Origin of the sequence: Marinomonas spartinae (assembly GCF_900089775.1) — a bacterium.
GTDB classification, from domain to species: domain Bacteria; phylum Pseudomonadota; class Gammaproteobacteria; order Pseudomonadales; family Marinomonadaceae; genus Marinomonas; species Marinomonas spartinae.
Genome location: NZ_FLOB01000002.1, coordinates 144,135 through 164,465, shown reverse-complemented (window position 1 = coordinate 164,465; position 20,331 = coordinate 144,135). Strand labels below are relative to the sequence as shown.

Below are 20,331 nucleotides of genomic sequence, written 5' to 3'. Positions count from 1 at the left end.
GTAATGCCAGTCTACCTGCTATTTATTTCACATACGATAGAGGCAAGCCATTCTTTTTCTTAACATTTGGCCAAGCAAGTATGATGGATACTATCGCAGCTACTGCCAAAAGCCAGTTATATTGCACATAACCAATAAGAGATAATGGCGAGACTTTGGCAAGGGACGATGCCAATAAAATCTGTGCACCATATGGCAATAGCCCCTGCGCAACACAGGAAAAGATATCCAAAAGACTTGCACTGCGACGTGCATCCACGTTGTATCGTGTGGCAATGTCTTTGGCGACTGAACCATTAATCAGAATAGAGACCGTATTATTTGCTGTGCACAAATTTGTCAGCGCCACTGACGCACTGATACTAAACTCTCCGGCCCGTGTTGACCCAGGCTTAGCACCAAATACATGACTAATCTTCTCAATCATGCTCACCAGCCAATCCAAGCCGCCTTGCGCTTTCATAAGTGCCCCCATGCCACCAATCAGCAAAGAGAGAATCAGAATTTCCTGCATACTGGTATAACCGCTGTAAATCTCTTTAGCCCAAGTCGCAACAGTGAAATCCGGTAACATTGTTAGCCCAATCCCCCCAGCCAATACAATGCCACTAAATAGCACCAACATGACATTAACCCCCAGCACCGCCAAGGTTAAGACAACGACATAAGGTAGTACCTTGATCAACTCATAGTCCTTTACTTGACCAATATGTGCCACCCCACTTTGGAAATATAACAACACCAAAGTGACCAAGGCCGCTGGCAAGGCAATCTTGAAGTTCATTCGAAATTTATCGCGCATATCACACCCCTGCGTCCGAGTGGCAGCAATAGTGGTATCAGAAATAATCGATAGATTATCACCAAACATGGCACCACCAATGACCGTACCCACCGTCAACAGTAAGGACAAATCTGTTGCATGCGCCACGCCTATGGCAATCGGGCCAATAGCCGCAATGGTTCCCATAGAAGTTCCCATAGAGGTTGCAACAAACGCGGTAATAATAAATAAGCCAGGCAATACAAAAGCTGGCGGCACAACACTTAAGCCAAAATTAACCGTCGCATCGACGCCGCCAACCGCTTTAGCAACACTAGCGAAGGCACCAGCCAACAGATAGATCAACACCATGGTAATAATAGTGTTGTCACCGACCCCACTAATAAAAGTGTCAATACGCTTGTTTAGTGAGCCTTTGGCTAAGATAATCGCCAAAACAATGGCAGGCAAAATCGCAACAGGAGCGGATATTTGATAAAAGGCAAAATTCACACCTTGGGATTGGTACCAAAGCCCACTACCAACGAACAAAACTAGAAACAGCACTAAAGGTAAAAGTGCTAACGGAGATTTAGAAGTCATGTGATCGATCATTTCCATATAGAGATAAATTCCTGCGATGGATAATCGTAGGAAAGAAAATCGCTAATAGCACCCAACTCTCCACGATATGGATAAGATTAACTAATAACGAGATGAATTCGCTATTTATAACAAAATAAACATTTAAATTCATCACTTATACAAAAAAGGAATTAAAAAAACAAAAAAGCCCAGCAGATACTGAGCCTCTTTAACCAATAAAGTATTTAGTGAGTAGGACTTACTTTTTCATTTGTAAGCCTCTACACAATCCTCAAAGGTGACAAAAACGACGGCAACGCGTTAGAACTCAAGCAAAAAAACAGAGAACGATAACGTCTGATTCAATAACTAGGCAACGTCTACGCTTAAGTTATCTAAAATACCTTACCGTCAACACCAAGCAGCCGCCGCCTTTACTACATCATAACCGTATACCGGATCTAACTTACCTTGAATCGCACTCGGGACAAATTGCGACGCCACTTTAACGGCATTTAGCTTCATTTGTCCAAATAGTCCGCCGTGCATGTGATACAAGCCTGTATTGTCTTTAGACATATTCTGAATACGTACCGCTCTGGGTTTACGAAGAATTTCATAAGAAGCAAGAGCATCGGGTAACGGCTTACTCATCAGCGAGGCAACCAACACATACGCATCTTCAATCGCCATGGCCGCGCCCTGAGCCATAAATGGCAACATTGGATGACACGCATCACCAAGCAACACCACCCTTCCCTGAAACCAAGTTCGTAAGCTACTACGCCCATTCAGTGCCCACAAAAATGTGCTGTCAGCGGCTAACAAAAGCTCAGTCACTTCAGGGTGCCAACCCGCAAAAGCAGAACGCAGCTCGTTAATGTCCCCCTCTTCACGCCACGATTCTGATTGCCACCCTCCGCGCTCTTCTACTGCCACAAAGTTCACCCATTCTCCACCACGTAAGTAATACGTCACTAAATGGCGCCCAGGCCCAGCCCAGACACAGGCGTCAGGCTGAACATGAATCGCGTTTAGCTTGGAAACAGGAACCACCCCGCGCCAAGCTACTTGTCCCATAAAATCAGGGGCTTGCTTACCCAACATTTGTTCGCGAATCACCGAGCGAATACCATCCGCTCCTATGACTAAATCCGTTTCATATTGACTACCATCTTGAAGACATAACACTACGGAGTTTTGTTGATCTGACTTCTGATATCCGGTAACCGTAGCTCCTAATTGTATCGTTACCCCGGCCTTCTGGCAGGCTTCTACTAACACATGGTGTAAATCCGCACGATGCAAATGCCAATAAGGTGCGCCATAACGATCAATGGCAGCCTGACCTAAAGGAGCTTTTAAATAATATTCCCCCGATTTGAAATGACGAATAGTGGCTTGTTGTGGTTCAAAGGCGTACGGTCGAAGGGTATCCTCTAAGCCAAATTGGCGCAGCACTTTCATTGCATTTGGGCTCATTTGCAAACCCGCCCCAACTTCAGCCAATACACTAGCCTGTTCAAATATGGTTACGTCCACACCTTGCTGAGCAAGCCCTAAGGCAACAGTCAAACCACCAATACCAGCACCGGCAACTGCCACGTCTTTGATTTTGTTCACAAACCAATCCTTACAGTCATTAATAGAATCACTCAAAAAAAATAATAAACAATTTACAGGTTAATTAGTTGCGCTTTGTCACTGATTAGTGAACCAATAACAATAAATTACTTATTTATTGCTAAACAGCATGTTCATGGCGTGATCTTTGCTGTATTTCTTTTGTACTAATTAACGACTAATGTCATTAATAATAGGCAATAATTCTACTCTATTTGCCTAATAACAATAACAATCACATAGGGGGGTGACACCACAAAGTGCATAGGATCGCATACGCTTGAATCAGTTTTTCCCCAGATTAACGAAAGAACGAGGTTTAGATGGATAACTTGAGTAGCCAGTATCAGTCAAATGGCTTTTTTGACGAATTAATTGATAACAAAGGCAAGCCCAGACCCCCTGCCAAGCAATTACTTGGCTATCTAGATAGTTTATCAGAAGAAGAACTTGAAAAGAGAAAACTCATGGCCGAAGCCACCATTCAAGAAATGGGCATCAGCTTTACCGTTTACACCGAAGAAGGCAACATCGACCGAGCTTGGCCCTTCGACATCGTACCACGAACCATAGATGCAAAAGACTGGCGCGTTGCAGAAGCAGGCCTAAAGCAACGACTCAAAGCACTCAACCTTTTCATCGATGACCTATACCATGATCAACAGGTTATTAAAGATGGCATTATCCCAGAGCACATTATCAAAGACTCCAAAAACTTTCGCCCTGAATGTGTCGGAGTCTCACCCGCTTATGGAGTGTGGGCTCATATTTGCGGCACCGATTTGGTGCGCGATGAAGATGGCGAGTTTTATGTTCTCGAAGACAATTTACGCGTCCCTTCAGGCGTCTCTTACATGATCGAAAACCGCGCGATTACCAAACGTGTGCTTCCGGAACTATTTGAAAACGACAGTATTCTGCCAATCGACTCTTATACATCCCAGTTATTTGATACCTTAGCGGCACTATCCCCCAGAGACATAGAAGACCCAGAAATCGTCGTCATGACGCCGGGGATTTACAATTCAGCCTATTTTGAACATGCCTTTTTGGCTCAACAGATGGGAGTAGAATTGGTAGAAGGTAGCGATTTATACGTCGATAATCATGACGACTGCGTCTACATGAAAACCATTAATGGCCCAGCATTAGTCGATGTTATTTATCGTCGTATTGATGATTTATTCATAGACCCAGAAGCCTTTCACCCAGATTCCGTACTAGGAGTCCCTGGTTTGATGCGGGCTTGGAGAAAAGGCAATGTCGCTTTAGCAAACGCACCAGGTGCAGGAGTGGCAGATGACAAAGTGGTCTATGCCTATGTGCCAGACATCATCCGCTACTATCTCAAAGAAGAACCTATTCTTAAAAACGTTGAGACTTTTTTGTGCGAAGACCCAGAACAACGGGCTTATGTGTTAGCAAATTTGGACAGTTTGGTTGTTAAACCTGCCAACGAGTCTGGCGGCTATGGGATGTTAGTAGGACCTCACTCCACTAAAAAAGATCAAGCCATGTTTGCTGAGCTGATAGAAGCCAACCCTCGCAATTATATTGCCCAACCAACACTGAAACTGTCTACTTCGCCAACATTAATATCCAAAGGCAACTTAGAGCCACGCCACCTAGATTTACGTCCCTTTATTTTGCAAAGCAAAGACAGCTATGTGACCACAGGTGGACTCACCCGAGTTGCGATGAAAAAAGGTTCGTTAGTCGTCAATTCGTCACAAGGTGGTGGTAGTAAAGATACTTGGATCGTCGAAACAAAGGGGCGCTAATTATGTTATCAAGAGTCGCAGAACGTTTATTTTGGGCCGCTCGTTACTTAGAACGTGCGGAAAACACGGCCCGCTTAGTTAGAGTATACGATGAACTCCTTTTTGATCTACCAAGAGACATCAAAATTTCTTGGTATAACCTTATCGAAATCAACAGTGGCACCGAACAATTCGAACAACGCTACAAGGTAAAAGACGAACGTAACGTCGTAAAATTTTTATTAGCGGACGATACCAATGCAAGCTCTATGCTCTCATCACTGAAAATGGTTCGAGAAAACATTCGTACCACCCGTGATGTGGTACCCGAAGAAATGTGGGAACTAATCAACGAGCTGGACATGTATGCGCGTCAAAACATTAAGCAGGGCATCAATCGTTCTGGCCGCCATGACTTTCTCAACACCGTTATTGAAGGCTGCCAAAAAATCATCGGCCTACTTGCAGGCACAATGACTCGAGATTCAGGCTGGCAATTTCTCATCATGGGACGTTATTTAGAACGTGCCGATATGAACACGCGTATTATCGATGCGGCGGTCTCTTTAATGTTGCAATCCGAAGCAGAAGAAAGCGTGCGACTGGGCCAAGTAGTATGGGCTAAAGTATTGAAATCGCAAAGTGCGTATTTGGATTATCGCCGTACAGTGCGAACCTCAATCAATGGAGCCAAAGCCGTGACCTTTTTATTGCGTGGTCGGTTTTTTCCACGCACACTGTCATACTGTCTTGAGCAGATTCGTGAAGCAGCCTCCAAATTACCTCGCTCCGGCATCATTACCGCAAGAGTAGATAAGCTTTACGGCTACGAATACCCAATAGAACGTTCAGAAGATTTGGATGAAAAGTTTCATGACTATCTTAATGACTTTCAGTTAGATCTTATCGAAATAAACTACCAGATTACCGAGAACTGGTTTCATTTTCGGCAAGGAGACGCTGCATGACCATTCGAGTCGCAATACAACACAAAACGACCTACGAATTTGACCGTTTTATCACTGTGTCCCCCCATGTATTACGCTTGCGCCCTGCGGCGCATTCGCGTACAAAAATTCATGACTACTCGTTAAAAGTACTCCCTGAAACCCACTTTATAAACATACAGCAAGACCCATTTGGTAACTTTCAAACTCGGCTCGTTTTTCCAGAAAAGACCAATAAACTGGAGTTCATGGTTGAAGTGATTGCCGATATGACGGTCATCAACCCGTTTGATTTTTTCGTGGAAAGCTATGCCGAAGAATACCCTTTTGCCTATGAAAAATCGCTAAAACGCGAATTAGAACCCTATTTGCAGGTCACCGAATCCTGTCCTTTATTGGACAAATGGCTCTCCACAGTAGACCAAAAAAGCACTCCGATTAACGACTTTTTGGTCGCTATAAACAGCCGCTTATCCCGCGACATAGGCTACGGCATTCGTCTCGAACCAGGTGTGCAGACCTGTGAAGAAACACTTACCTTAAAAAAAGGTTCATGCCGCGACACATCTTGGTTACTTGTACAAATCCTGCGCAGCCTTGGACTCGCCGCACGCTTCGCCTCTGGCTACCTGGTACAGCTTACTGCCGATGTCAAAGCACTTGACGGCCCCTCTGGCCCAGAAGAGGATTTCACTGACTTACATGCCTGGTGTGAGGTCTATCTCCCTGGTGCTGGCTGGGTGGGATTGGACCCGACATCAGGCTTATTTGCGGGTGAAGGGCATATTCCCTTAGCCTGTACCCCTGAACCCGCTTCTGCGGCCCCCATCACTGGGTTTATTGATGAATGTGAGTGCGAATTCAGCTACAGCAATATTGTCACACGTATTCACGAAGACCCCCGCGTCACTAAACCCTACGCGGAAGGGGAATGGGAGACCATAAAAGCCCTTGGTTATGCGGTCGATAAGGAACTGGAAAATGGCGACGTTCGTCTCACCATGGGCGGCGAGCCAACCTTCGTCTCTATTGATGATATGGACTCAGAACAATGGAACACGGGAGCACTGGGCGCAGAAAAGCTTAAGTTAGCAAAAGATCTATTACTCAGGATGAAACAAGAGTTCGGTGCAAATGGCTTACTCCATTATGGACAAGGCAAATGGTATCCCGGAGAAGAGGTGCCAAGGTGGGCCCTTGGGTGCTTTTGGCGCACCGACGGTGAACCCCTATGGGGCGATCCAAAATACCTTGCCAGAGTTGATAAAGATTATCAGCACACTATCGCCGACGCACAGGCATTTGGCGAGTTACTGTGCGACAAGCTCGCGTTGGACAAACAGTACCTACAAAGCACCTATGAGGACACACTCTACTATTTGTGGATGGAGCAATCCCTTCCTGCGGATGCCGACCCCACCAAAGCAGACTTAAAAGACGACTTAGAGCGCCGCCGTCTGGCAAAACTACTAAGCCGAGGGTTAAGTACCGTAACAGGTTATATTCTGCCGCTCGAATTCGATACCCATAACAACCGCTGGAACAGCTCACGCTGGCCGATGCGCAGCGATGTGATCACCCTCATTCCAGGTGATAGTCCAATGGGTTACCGACTTCCCCTGAATTCTTTACCAGCTCAGGCAGAAGAAGATCGTATTCCAGAACGAGACCCATTTGACCCTCGCCAACCGCTGGCAAACAAAAAAGAGAACCCCGTATTAGACAGTGTTGCCAAACAACATTTTGCTAAAAAACCAGTGCAACTGGCGTCTGCAGCAGAACCGTCCACTGTTGAAAAAACACTGAAAAATGTAATTCGTACCACACTGTGTCTTGAACCGCGCAATGGTCGCTTGCATGTGTTCATGCCTCCTATGACCCATCTAGAACATTTTGTCGAGGTACTTGAGCACATTGAAGCGGTTGCCAAAACACTGGACTTACCTGTCGTTATTGAAGGGTATGAACCGCCCAAAGATCCACGCTTGCAAAAATTCTTGATCACCCCAGACCCAGGCGTCATCGAGGTGAACATTCATCCCGCCGCTAGCTGGCAAGAATTGGTTCACAATACAGAAACGCTCTATCATCAAGCCTACCTTTCTCGCCTTGGTGCAGAGAAGTTCATGCTGGACGGTCGGCACACGGGTACGGGCGGGGGCAACCACGTTACCCTTGGCGGTCGCACTCCTGCTGATAGCCCCCTACTACGCCGTCCGGAATTACTGCAAAGTTTAGTGACCTTCTGGCAACATCACCCTGGCTTGTCTTACCTTTTCTCAGGAATGTTCATTGGCCCAACCAGCCAAGCACCGCGCCCAGATGAAGGCCGTGACGAAGCCTTGTACGAAATGGAAATAGCTTTCCAGAATATGCCAGAAGGGTTTGTCGAAGAACCTTGGTTGGTGGATCGCTTGATGCGCAACCTGCTGGTAGATATCACAGGCAACACTCACCGTTCTGAATTCTGTATCGACAAACTTTATGCGGCAGGTACTGCCAGTGGTCGCCAAGGCTTACTGGAGTTTCGTGGTTTTGAAATGCCGCCCCATCCACACATGTCATTAGTGCAGATGCTGTTGTTACGCTGCTTGGTGGCACGTTTCTGGAAGGAACCCTACAAAAAACCATTAGCACGCTGGGGTACCAGCCTACACGATAAATTCATGCTGCCGCACTTTGTTTGGCAAGATGTCAAAGAAGTCGTAGAAGATCTACAAAATCATGGTTTCCCTTTCAAACTGGAATGGCTAGCGCCTTTTGAAGAGTTCCGCTTCCCACATTACGGACGCAAACGCATTGATGATGTGGAAATAGAATTGCGCTGGGCCATCGAGCCTTGGCATGTTCTTGGGGAAGAAATCACCGGATCAGGCACGGCTCGTTACGTTGACTCCTCCGTTGAACGTTTGCAAGTCAAACTCTCCGGTTTGACTGAAGGTCGTTACGTTCTCAGCTGTAACGGCCGTCGCGTACCGATTCGCTCCACAGGTCGCAAAGGTGAATTTGTTGGAGCTGTTCGTTATAAGGCGTGGGCACCACCTTCTGCGTTACACCCAACCTTAGGTGTCGATACTCCCTTAGTCTTTGATTTAATCGATACCTGGAATGGCTTATCCGTTGGCGGCTGCACCTACCATGTCTCTCACCCCGGAGGCCGGACTTATGAGACCTTGCCAGTCAATAGTAACGAAGCGGAAGCCCGACGTGTCAACCGCTTCTGGGATCATGGTTTTACTCAAGGTACCTTGTCGCCACCACCCGCCTTTAGTGCATTACGCTCCTTTTACCCAAATGGAGACGAACCGCGCCCAATGGCACCACCAGAGGAAGAGCCAATAAATGAATATCCGCATACATTAGACTTGCGTAAGCAGTATAATACGCTCTGATATTTTATTTACCTTAGGCTCAACGTATTATGCAATCTCAAACTGGTCTTCTTACCGCGCCAACAGTGGATGCTTCAAGCACCACTAAGGCGCCCACTTTTTCCAGCTATGGTCAACCGACCAATGCCTATGACGAGGCTTTTAAGGAAGATCGTCAACCACGTCCTCATTGGCAGGACGTACTTGCTAGCGTTGAAAAGTTGGGACCTGAAGGACGCATAGCAAGCGAACGACGCGTGCAACGCATACTTCGCGAAGATGGAGCGACTTATAATTTATCTAGCGACCCTCTCTCACCTAGCGTGTGGGAGCTAGACCTTATCCCCAACATCATCACAAGTACTGACTGGAGCGTGATAGAAACAGGGCTTAAACAACGCTCAGCCTTATTTGATTTGATTTATAAAGACCTCTACGGACCACAGGAACTTCTCAAAAACGGCACAATTCCTGCCGAAATTATTTTTGGACACCCTGATTTTCTTCGTCAATGCCACAACCTCACCACACCGGGCCAACACGATCTGTTAATGCATGCTGTTGATCTGGTGCGGGATAAAAATGGACTTTTCCAGGTCATTGGGGATCGTACTCAAGTGCCTAACGGTGCTGGCTATGCGTTAGAAAATCGGGCGGTGATTTCACGAGTTTTCCCGATACTCTTTCGCAATAATCAGGTGCAACGGATCTCCAGTTTTTTCCATGCATTCAAAGGCATGTTATCGAAGCTCACCAGTGCTTGGACGGATACCCCGCGCATTGTTGTATTGACGCCTGGCGCATACAGCAGCAGCTATTTTGAACAAGCCTATCAGGCCAACTATATGGGTTTTCCCTTGGTCCAAGGCAGTGACCTAACCGTTCGTAATGGGGCTGTCTGGATGAAATCCCTCAACGGCCTTGCCCGTGTTGATGTCATTCTACGCCGGGTTGAAGATGCCCGCTGCGACCAAGCAGAACTGCGTGCCGATTCCATGTTAGGCGTGCCTGGTTTATTGGAAGTGGCTCGGGCAGGCAATGTGGTCATAGCAAATCCTCTGGGCAGTGGCTTATTAGAATCGCCTGTTCTCTTGAAATACTTGCCTGCCATTAGTCAATTTTTAACGGGACAACAATTAGCCTTACCTTCTGTACCGACTTGGTGGGCAGGTGATCCCATGGATCTGGAGTATATTACCAACCATATTAACCAGCTTATTATCAAACCGATCGCCAGACGGGCAGATAAAAAAAGTATCTATGGCCACACTCTGGACGAGAAACAATGCCAAGAAACCATCGAAAAGATCAAAAAGACCCCTCACTTATATGTAGCACAAAGCTATATTCCCGGAGCCATGTCCCCTATTTTTGATAATGGCCAATTGCAAGCAGCGCCTACCATGCTTCGCGGATTTACCATGTCCGATCAAGATGGTTACAGCGTCATGCCCGGAGGCTTGTCCCGTGTCAGTCAGTGTGACGACGACATGATTGTCTCTAATTTGTCCAAGTCCAAATCAAAAGACACTTGGGTGCTATCAACGCAACCTCTATCAAATAAAGTCGCCAGTAACGACCAAGCCATTCTGCACGATGAAGCCGTACAAACCAACTTACCAAGCCGTGTGGTCGAGAATTTATTTTGGATGGGACGCTACGCAGAGCGTGCAGAAATCAGCATGCGCCTGTTAAGAACACTCTTTAAACAAATGAATGGCATTGATCCACTCCCCATCGAGAGTCGTCGCCTCTTACTGGAAATGGCTTCCAGACAGACAGGGTGTCTGCCAGGCTTTACCAAAGCCGATGATGAGATGATTACCAATCCGGATAAAGAGCTGATTTCTATCATTATTGATAACAAACGTCCGGGATCGGTTAAAGCGAACCTGCATGCCATGCTCAATTGTGGCGAACAGGTTAAAGAAATGCTCTCAGCGGATACTCGCATCATCATCAATGAACTGCGCGATCATATTCACGAGTTAGACCGTGCTTATACTAATGGCTTGCCCTCAGCACCGGAAGAGTCCTTAGACAGTTTGGTTACCTCTTTATTGGCTCTGTCTGGGTTAAATCATGAGAGTATGCTGCGCGGGTTGGATTGGACCTTCCAAGAAATTGGCCGCCGTACGGAACGGGCAATTCAAACGGCAACCTTGTTGCGCGCCGCCTTAACCAAGTCGCTACCTGAGCCGGAACAGCAGCAAATACTCGAGTCCGTGCTATTAAGCGTGGAAGCCTTAATCTCTTTCCGCCGGCGTTACCGTAATCGTTCACGGGTTGCTTATGGACTCGATTTATTGATGATCGATGGCACCAATCCAAGATCCTTGATTTATCAAGTGGATCAGCTACGCAAATACATTCAAGAACTGCCCCGTAACGATGTCCCCGCTGCGGGTCTCAGTCCGGAAAACCGCCTAGTCATAAAATCGTTAACCGATATTCAATTAGCAGATCTGGAAGTCATAGCAGCAGTGGATAGAACCACCAACACACGGACAGAACTTGAAAGCCTGATGACGCAACTTTTAGAACAACTTGAGCAATTTACCGTGTTAATCAGCGATAAATACTTTGACCATACAGAAGGACCGCAACCTCTTTCCATGGCAAATTGGGAAACCAGCTTATGAGATATCGAGTCAGACACATCACCACCTACACCTATGGCGCCCCCGTTAGCTTGTGCTATAACATGGCCCATTTGTTGCCACGGGACACTCATAATCAGCGTTGCTTAAACCAAAGAGTACAAATCAACCCACCACCAGTGTACCGCAACGAAGGTGAAGATTATTTTGGTAACCAGACCTTTTACTTTTCAATTCAAGAAGCCCATAAAAAGCTGGTTATCGATGTATTAAGCGACTTTGAAATTTTTCCAATTGATCTCACAATGTGGCAACAAAATAACACCACCACGTGCGGTCAGCTGCGGGCGAACTTAAAAATGCCCATGACCCCTCAAATGCGCATGGCAAAAGAATTCCTAATGGATTCTTCACAAATTCGCCGCTCGGAAGAGCTTAAGGCCTATGCACAAAGCACTTTTAGTGATGATAAACCACTGATAAAAGCCGCCTTGGAATTCACCCATAAAATCTTCACTGAATTTAAGTTTGACCCCTCCACCACAACCGTCGCGACACCACTTGAACAGGTATTAAAGCAGCGCAGTGGCGTCTGTCAGGATTTCGCCCACTTAGCCATTGGCTGCCTACGCTCCGTCGGCATACCAGCACGCTATATAAGTGGCTACCTAGAAACCTTACCACCGCCAGGGCAAGAAAAACTGGTGGGGGCCGATGCGTCCCATGCGTGGTTTTCCATCTTCGTTCCCGAACTTGGATGGGTTGAATTTGATCCCACTAATGATGTTATGCCAAACGACCAACACATCGTGACCGCATGGGGACGAGACTATGCAGACGTCACCCCACTTCAAGGTGTCATCTTTGAAGGCGGAGGCTCACAACAACTCGCGGTCTCTGTGGATGTGAAACGTCTTTTATAAGAAGATAAAGGCGGTACTTGCTGCGATTTTCATCAAGGTGATGTTTTTCACCCAAGAATGGCAAGCAAACGCATTGTTACAGGACTCTCATAGCATGTGAGACAGATATAGGGTAAGCTTCGCTCAAATTTGTCGAGCTTGAATGTCAGGCTCGCCCCCGCCTATGATCTAACATGAGTACATCTATGAGTTTCGATACACTTGGGCTTTCTGCCCCCATCCTTAAAGCCATTGAAGACCAGGGCTATACCAAGCCATCTGCGATTCAAGCTCAAGCCATTCCAGCCATTTTGGAAGGGCAGGATGTGATGGCAGCAGCCCAAACAGGTACAGGGAAAACCGCTGGCTTTACACTGCCACTATTAGAGCGTTTGAATCTTGGTCAACACGCGAACAGCAACCAAGTTCGTGCCTTAGTACTGACGCCAACTCGCGAGCTAGCCGCTCAAGTTGCTGCCAGTGTTCAAGATTATGGCAAACATTTGTCTCTTCGTTCCACTGTGGTATTTGGTGGTGTCAAAATCAATCCGCAAATGATGGCGCTGCGCCGTGGAGCGGATATTCTCATTGCCACACCGGGTCGATTGATGGATTTGTACAATCAAAATGCCGTGAAATTCGACAAGCTGGAAGTGCTGGTATTAGACGAAGCAGACCGCATGTTGGACATGGGCTTTATTCACGATATCAAAAAAATTATTGCGGTGTTGCCGAAGAAACGCCAAAACCTATTGTTCTCTGCCACCTTCTCGCCAGAAATTCGTCAGCTTGCCAAAGGCCTGGTTAATAACCCCGTTGAGATTTCTGTAACACCTCGCAATGCTGCTGCGGTTTCGGTTGAGCAGTGGCTTCATCCCGTTGATAAAAAACGTAAAACAGAACTCTTGATAGAGCTGATTGCCGAAGGCCAGTGGAAACAAGTGCTGGTATTCTCTCGTACCAAGCATGGTGCCAATAAAATCACCAAACAACTAGAAGACGCGGGTATTCGTGCCAGCGCCATCCATGGCAACAAAAGCCAAGGCGCTCGCACCCGGGCCCTATCGGATTTTAAAGAAGGCCGCGTTCGCGCCTTAGTCGCGACGGATATTGCCGCTCGTGGTTTGGACATTGAACAACTGCCCCACGTGATCAACTTCGATCTACCCGATGTGGCAGAAGATTACGTTCACCGTATCGGTCGAACTGGCCGCGCAGGCGCAACAGGCCAAGCGATATCCCTTGTTGCGGCAGATGAATTGGATCAACTACGCGCGATTGAGCGTTTAACACAAAAATTGATTGAACGTCGTTATGTGGATGACTTTATACCAACTCACATGTTGCCGGACACCACACTCGATACTCGTCCCATCAAACCTAACAAACCGAAAAAGCCAAAAGCGCCACGCGATCAAAATGGTGGCAAGCAAAACTTTGCGAATAAACCCGCGAATGCGGGTGGAAAAGGCAATGCCAATGGAAAGAATGGCGGGCGCCGCAATGACCGTAATGGCTCACCAAAAGCAGACGTCACACCAGGCCAAGGCATGCGTAGCAAGCCGCTAGCGCCAGCGCGTCGTAACCGCAGACCAGCCGCGTCAAAACAAGACTAACCTCTCTTCGCCCCTGTTATAGAGGGTGTATTGAACACTAAAAAGCGCCTTTTTTGTAAGAGGCGCTTTTTTATGCGAAACACACGTTAAAAATGGCACGATGCCTGCTTGCTAAATAAGTTGTACCCATAGCACATATCCACGCACCAGTATTGATACGACTTAGACCTTTAGTATAGGCGCTGGGTTACAACCTCATGCCTTTAATTGGTGCTCAAGCATCAATAGTGCACATTTTTTGCGCAGCGCGCTCACCTTATCGCACTCGGTCATAGGAACAACGAGAAACATCACCATGTCCGCTTCCCAAAAGATATTTAAGGTAAGACGCCATTACAATAAGTGGGTTGCCGACCAAACATTAGAAGATTACGCCTTGCGTTACACCGCTAAGCAAGGCCACAGCATGAGTATTGAGCGCGTTGCCAATACGGCCTTTGGCGCGACGGCGTTTTTAGCCTTAGAAGGCATTGCGGCGGCCATCACTCTCAATTACGGCTTTACCAATGCCATTAGCGCGATTTTTGTCGTCTTGTTGGTGTTCTTTATTACGGGCTTTCCGATTGCCTATTACTGCGCCAAACATGGCTTAGACATTGATTTATTAACCCGTGGAGCAGGCTTTGGCTACCTTGGCTCCACCGTTACTTCCCTCATCTACGCCACCTTTACCTTTATTTTCTTCGCCATCGAAGCGGCGATTCTCGCCTCGGCACTACAAGTCCTGTTTGGTATTCCTATTTTCATCGGCTATGCCCTGTCTGCCGTATTTGTCATCCCCATTGTGACGCACGGTATCCGCGCCATCAGTCGCTTTCAAGGAGCAACTCAATGGGTATGGCTGATACTGCAATTCACCGCGTTATTTGTCGTTATCGCCAATGAATACGATCGTTTCTCAGACTGGACCCACTATCAAGTGCCAGAACTACCGGAAAGCGGACATTTTAATATCGTGCTATTTGGTGCTGCCGCCTCAGTGATCTTCGCGCTGATGGGACAAATTGGCGAGCAAGTGGACTATCTGCGGTTTATGCCAGAAAAGACCCAAGCCAATAAAAAACGCTGGTGGTTTTGGCTGATCATGGCTGGCCCTGGTTGGGTATTTATGGGCGGATTAAAAATGCTGCTCGGTTCTTTTCTAGCCTACTTGGCGTTTTCCAATGGCGTGCCTTTTATCGAGGCAGCCGATCCAACCCACATGTATCAACGCATTTTTCAGTTTTTAACCAACTCTCCCTCCCTTGCTCTGATTCTAGCGGCCGTCATGGTGTTTATTTGTCAGATGAAAATAAACCTCACCAACGCCTATGCAGGTTCCATTGCTTGGTCAAACTTCTTCTCAAGGCTGACCCATAGCCACCCCGGTCGTGTTGTCTGGTTGGTGTTTAACGTCACCATTGCCCTACTGCTGATGGAACTGGGCATTTACCAAGCACTGGCGGCAGTGCTGGGTGTCTTTGCGATTACCGCCATTAGTTGGATTGGTAGCCTTGCAGCGGATCTGCTGATCAATAAACCACTCGGCTTAAGCCCCAACTATGTAGAATTCAAACGCGCTCATTTATACGATATTAATCCGGTTGGCACGGGCTCCATGCTGATCGCGACCACTCTTGGCTTCGCCAGCTACTTGGGCGTCTTTGGCGACACGGCCAAAGCCCTTTGCCAATTTGTCAGTCTCGCCAGTTGTTTTGTCTTTGTACCGTTAATCGCTTGGCTTACTAAAGGAAAATACTATATAGCAAGACAATCCCCTGAGCTTGTTCCATTGATTAATCTCGAAAACGCTAATCGAGAAAATGCCAGCCCAGAAACACCCAAAGCGCATACCCTAACCTGTGGCATTTGCGAGAATCCGTTTGAAGTGGCCGACATGAGCTTTTGCTCTGCATATATGCAGCCCATTTGCTCCCTTTGCTGCTCTCTCGACGTGCGTTGCTTAGACAGTTGCAAACCTAGGGCAAGAATCGCGGAACAAAGCATTTATTTCTTACGCCTGTTTCTACCGAAGAAAATCGTTCGTTTAATCAATTCCCGACTTGGCCGATTCGTCACCTTATTGGTTGTCATCAATATTCTCAATGGCGTCTTAATGGCGCTTGTTTATCGACAAATGGCACCGCAGACAGTGTCTGAGGCAGCGTTATTACAACAAACCATGTGGATGATTTTCTTTACGTTGCTAATCGTCTCTGGCGTGTTGTCTTGGCTGTTTCTCTTAGCGCATGAAAGCCGTGTGGTGGCACAAAAAGAATCCAATCGACAAACCCGAAAACTCACCAAAGAAATCGAAGCGCATAAAATCACCGACCAAGCGCTGCAATCAGCCAAAGAATTAGCAGAACGTTCTAATGCGGCCAAAAGCCGCTATCTAACCGGAATCAGCCACGAACTCCGCACACCGTTACAATCTATTATTGGCTACGCACAACTGCTCTCGGATCAATCCGCCTCCTTACCTCAACACCAACATGGTCTTGGCATCATCCAGCGCAGTGGCGAATATCTGGCCGATCTGATCGAAGGGTTATTAGATATTTCTAAAATCGAAGCCGGTCGATTGGATTTATATCGCAACGTGGTGGATTTGCCCGCTCTTATCGATCAACTGGATAATATGTTTTCCATGCAAGCCACCAGCAAGGGCGTTCTGTTCCACACGGACATCCGCGATCCCCTTCCCACCACTGTCATGGTGGATGAGAAACGCCTAAGACAAATATTGATCAATCTTTTGTCTAATGCCGTAAAATACACCAAGCAAGGTCAGGTGGACTTTGCTATTCGATACCGCAACCAAGTCGCCGAATTTATCATTAAAGACACGGGGGCAGGCATTCCAGCCGACCAGCTTGATCGTATTTTTGATCCCTTCGAGCGAGTACGTAATGCGGATACGGCGAACCTACCGGGTACTGGGCTGGGGCTGACGATCGTCAAACTCCTCACGGACATCATGGGAGGCGATCTACAAGCCACGAGCCTAGTGGGTTCTGGTAGCCAATTTAAAGTCAGCCTTATGTTGCCGTGGATTAACAAAGAACAAGCCCACAGTGAGAAGCGACAACATATTATTGGCTACCAAGGCTTTCAAAAGAAAATCTTTGTGGTGGACGATGATCCCGTCGTCCGAGGCTTGCTGTCGGATATTCTCGTACCTTTAGATTTTATTGCCTACGAAGCACACGATGCCAAGCATTGTTTGTCGCAATTGGAGTCCATCACACCGGATCTCTTTCTACTCGATGTCTCCATGCCAGGCATGAATGGATTAGAGCTTGCCAAAGCCTTGCGTCAACGTGGTATTAAAAACCCCATCGTCATGCTGTCTGCTGACGCGCAAGAACAACATCGTCAAGCAGATGAAAAAGCCGCCTTTGATGATTATCTTATCAAGCCCGTTAATAACCACACACTACTTAAAAAACTCGGCCAGCATTTGCATTTAACCTGGCTCTATCAAACACCAACAACCGAGGCCCTCAAGTCCAGTACCTTTAAAACCAATGATCTTAAAAACAATGCATCGCCTTCTACAATCGAGCAGTCAGTTGAAAAGCAACTTAAAAAACACACCACACCTGTATCCACTTTGCCCGATCATGACTTGATACGCGAACTCATTGCCTTTGCCGAAATGGGTTATCGAAAAGGTGTGAAGCAAACCCTTAAACAGATAGAAGACGGTCAACTCGTCCCAGCAGAAATGTTTCAGCGTTTGGAAAACTTCTCTAATGCCTTTCAATTTGATCTACTAGTAAACGACTTAAAAGCTCATGCCACAGGGACGGTTTCAGGTAAACAGGATTTGGATGATGACGCAAACAACAGCGACTCAGTAACAAGCAATGAGCAGACTTTGGAGATAAAACCTCATGACGCCAACTAAAAACGATATCGTTTTGGTCGTGGATGATTCTGCCGACGCTTTAAGCCTAATAAACGATACACTAGAAGCGGCCAATATGGATGTACTCGTTGCTCTAGAAGGTAAGCAAGCACTCACCATCGCCAAGCGGATTCGACCCGATATCATCCTACTCGACGCCATCATGCCCAATATGGATGGCTTCGAAACCTGCAAAGCACTCAAAGCTGATGCCAATCTGGCCAGCATTCCAGTGATTTTTATGACGGGCTTAAGCGACACGGATGACATCGTCCGAGGGCTAGAAGTGGGCGGCGTGGATTATCTCACCAAGCCGATAAAACCCAGTGAGCTGCTTGCGCGGATGAAAGTACATCTCAACAACGCTCGTCTAACGAACAGCGCACAGATCGCCCTAGACAGCACGGGGCAACATCTCATGACGGTTTCCGACAGCGGCCATATCCTGTGGGCAACCCCACAAACATACGCCCTGCTCGCCAAAGCCCGAGCCAACGACGAATGGCAACAAACCGACTTTGCTGAACAGCTCAGCCAATGGCTTGCTCACCAGCCAAATGAAGACAGCCACTTACCTCTCACAGGCTTAGATTACCCACTGAGTGTCCGAGTAATCAGTGCCAAAACTGGTCAAGAGCGCCTTCTCAAACTGGAAGATGGTCGCCGTCCAACCGGTCCACATCTGCTCAAACAAGAGTTAGACTTAACCGAACGCGAATCGGAAGTACTCCACTGGCTCGCCAATGGCAAAACCAATCGAGACATTGCACAAATATTGGAGATGAGCCCTCGAACCGTCAACAAGCACCTTGAGCAAATCTTTCCCAAACTAGGGGTTGAAAACCGCACTGCCGCTGCGGGTATTGCGTTAAAGATATTAGCGAGAAGTTAAAGAATATATGCATTACAATGCACATCATTAAATGGAATGAGCGCAGGAGAACAGGCATTGGGTATTACTACTATTCGTCGACTAGAGCCAACAGACCTTGAAGCATTGACTGACATTTATCGCTGTCCATCGGTCGCTGAAAACACTTCTCAGTTACCTTATCTTGACACAGGCACAATCAACGCCCTTTTCTCTGGCGCAAACCAATATACGTTAGTTGCTGAAGTGGATAACCAGCTCCTCGGCCATGTGACGCTTTTTTTGTCGACTAAGTTACGGGAAAAACACACAGCCTCCCTTGCCATTGCGGTGCACCCCGAAGCTCACGGACAAGGTATTGGCCGGCGCTTAATGGAAGAAGCTTTATCTCAAGCGGATCATTGGCTCAATCTTGTTCGCATCGAGTTAGACGTCCATGAAGACAACTCGGGGGCTATTGAACTCTATAAGAAAGTCGGCTTTGAACCAGAAGGAACAAAACGCCTCGCTACCTTCAAAGCGGGCAAGTATATTAACTTGCTCCTCATGTCACGTATCAATCTAGGCTCTACCGACCCGACTTAAAGACAATTCAAGAAAACTAAACAAAACTAGTAAAAAACGATCCTTACTATGATTCTGATCTGCGACAATATGAGATTATGCTTTGGGGTAAGGCACTGAATAAAGACATTCTTCTGTGAATCACTCAGGAAAAGACACTACAATGCAAGCGGTTATCTTCGATATGGACGGTCTTCTTATTGACTCTGAGCCAATGTGGAAAGAGGCTGAACAAACAGTCTTCTCTGCCGTTGGAGTGAAAGTCAATGAATCACTCTCTGCGCAAACGGCCTCGATGACGACACAAGAAGTGACGCAATTTTGGTATCAACATTTCCCCTGGACAGGAAAAAGCCTGCAACAGGTAGAACAAGAAGTGGTTGACCTGGTGGAAAAGCGTATTTCAACACAGGGTATAGAAATGGCAGGTGTAACGGAGACCTTACGTTTTTTTCAGGATAAAGGGTTCAAAATTGGTTTATCAACCAATGCCCCCGCACGTCTCATTCCAGTCGTCCTACATACCTTAGGCATTGCCGATTACTTCCATGCAACCTCTTCATCAGAACAGGAGGTTGAAGGTAAACCACACCCAGCGGTGTACCTATCTACCGTCAAGAAACTAAATGTTGATCCCGCTAACTGCATTGCCTTTGAGGATTCCGCCTCAGGCATTATGGCCGCCAAAGCTGCCGGATTAAAAGTCGTTGCTGTGCCTGCCGAAATGGATTTTGATCACCCAAAGTACGATAACTCGCATCTAAAAATTCGTTCATTAACAGACTTTAATGAGTGCCATTTAGAAAAGCTCCTTCAACCCTAATCACCTAATACCGT

Annotated in this window: 12 protein-coding genes; 10 read left to right on the top strand and 2 right to left on the bottom strand. The window is 47.0% G+C overall.

All coding sequences use genetic code 11. The features are described 5' to 3' along the window. Window positions 1–22: 22 nt before the first annotated feature. Both MSP8886_RS04820 and MSP8886_RS04815 read right to left on the bottom strand, forming a co-directional pair. The gene (locus MSP8886_RS04820) at window positions 23–1,366 is read right to left on the bottom strand and encodes a Na+/H+ antiporter NhaC family protein (RefSeq protein WP_067014450.1); all 1,344 of its coding nucleotides are present in this window, start codon (window positions 1,364–1,366) and stop codon (window positions 23–25) included. 393 nt (window positions 1,367–1,759) lie between these two features. Next, entirely contained in the window at window positions 1,760–2,971 is a 1,212-nt protein-coding gene (locus tag MSP8886_RS04815) for an FAD-dependent monooxygenase (protein ID WP_067013317.1), read from the bottom strand. A gap of 323 nt (window positions 2,972–3,294) precedes the next feature. Between MSP8886_RS04815 and MSP8886_RS04810 the strand changes: the two genes are divergently transcribed. The 10 genes from MSP8886_RS04810 to hxpB all read left to right on the top strand — a co-directional run bounded on the left by MSP8886_RS04810 (window position 3,295) and on the right by hxpB (window position 20,317). Beyond that, a complete protein-coding gene (locus MSP8886_RS04810) occupies window positions 3,295–4,752 on the top strand; it encodes a circularly permuted type 2 ATP-grasp protein (protein WP_067013315.1) in 1,458 nt (485 codons plus the stop codon). 2 nt (window positions 4,753–4,754) lie between these two features. After that, on the top strand, window positions 4,755–5,699 hold the full coding sequence (locus MSP8886_RS04805) for an alpha-E domain-containing protein (RefSeq protein WP_067013313.1): 945 nt from the start codon (window positions 4,755–4,757) through the stop codon (window positions 5,697–5,699). Next, window positions 5,696–9,070 (top strand): transglutaminase family protein, encoded by a 3,375-nt coding sequence (locus tag MSP8886_RS04800; protein WP_067013312.1) that lies wholly within the window; start codon window positions 5,696–5,698, stop codon window positions 9,068–9,070. Before MSP8886_RS04805 ends, MSP8886_RS04800 begins: the two co-directional genes overlap by 4 nt. A gap of 29 nt (window positions 9,071–9,099) precedes the next feature. Continuing rightward, complete coding sequence (locus MSP8886_RS04795) at window positions 9,100–11,691, top strand: circularly permuted type 2 ATP-grasp protein (protein WP_083200829.1); 2,592 nt, start codon at window positions 9,100–9,102, stop codon at window positions 11,689–11,691. Further along, window positions 11,688–12,572 carry a transglutaminase family protein gene (locus MSP8886_RS04790; protein ID WP_067013309.1) on the top strand — a complete coding sequence of 295 codons (885 nt, stop codon included), beginning with the start codon at window positions 11,688–11,690 and terminating at the stop codon, window positions 12,570–12,572. The genes MSP8886_RS04795 and MSP8886_RS04790 overlap by 4 nt, the downstream gene beginning before the upstream one ends. A gap of 185 nt (window positions 12,573–12,757) precedes the next feature. Next, window positions 12,758–14,167, top strand: coding sequence for a DEAD/DEAH box helicase (locus MSP8886_RS04785; protein WP_067013307.1), 1,410 nt, complete (start codon window positions 12,758–12,760; stop codon window positions 14,165–14,167). A 295-nt stretch (window positions 14,168–14,462) separates the two neighbouring features. Next, entirely contained in the window at window positions 14,463–18,059 is a 3,597-nt protein-coding gene (locus MSP8886_RS04780; protein WP_083200828.1) for a hybrid sensor histidine kinase/response regulator, read from the top strand. Next, window positions 18,046–18,951, top strand: a complete 906-nt coding sequence (locus tag MSP8886_RS04775) for a response regulator transcription factor (RefSeq protein ID WP_067013305.1) — start codon at window positions 18,046–18,048, stop codon at window positions 18,949–18,951. Before MSP8886_RS04780 ends, MSP8886_RS04775 begins: the two co-directional genes overlap by 14 nt. A gap of 57 nt (window positions 18,952–19,008) precedes the next feature. Continuing rightward, a complete protein-coding gene (locus MSP8886_RS04770) occupies window positions 19,009–19,515 on the top strand; it encodes a GNAT family N-acetyltransferase (RefSeq protein WP_245659030.1) in 507 nt (168 codons plus the stop codon). A gap of 142 nt (window positions 19,516–19,657) precedes the next feature. Further along, a complete protein-coding gene (gene hxpB / locus MSP8886_RS04765) occupies window positions 19,658–20,317 on the top strand; it encodes a hexitol phosphatase HxpB (protein ID WP_067013301.1) in 660 nt (219 codons plus the stop codon). Window positions 20,318–20,331 lie beyond the last annotated feature (14 nt).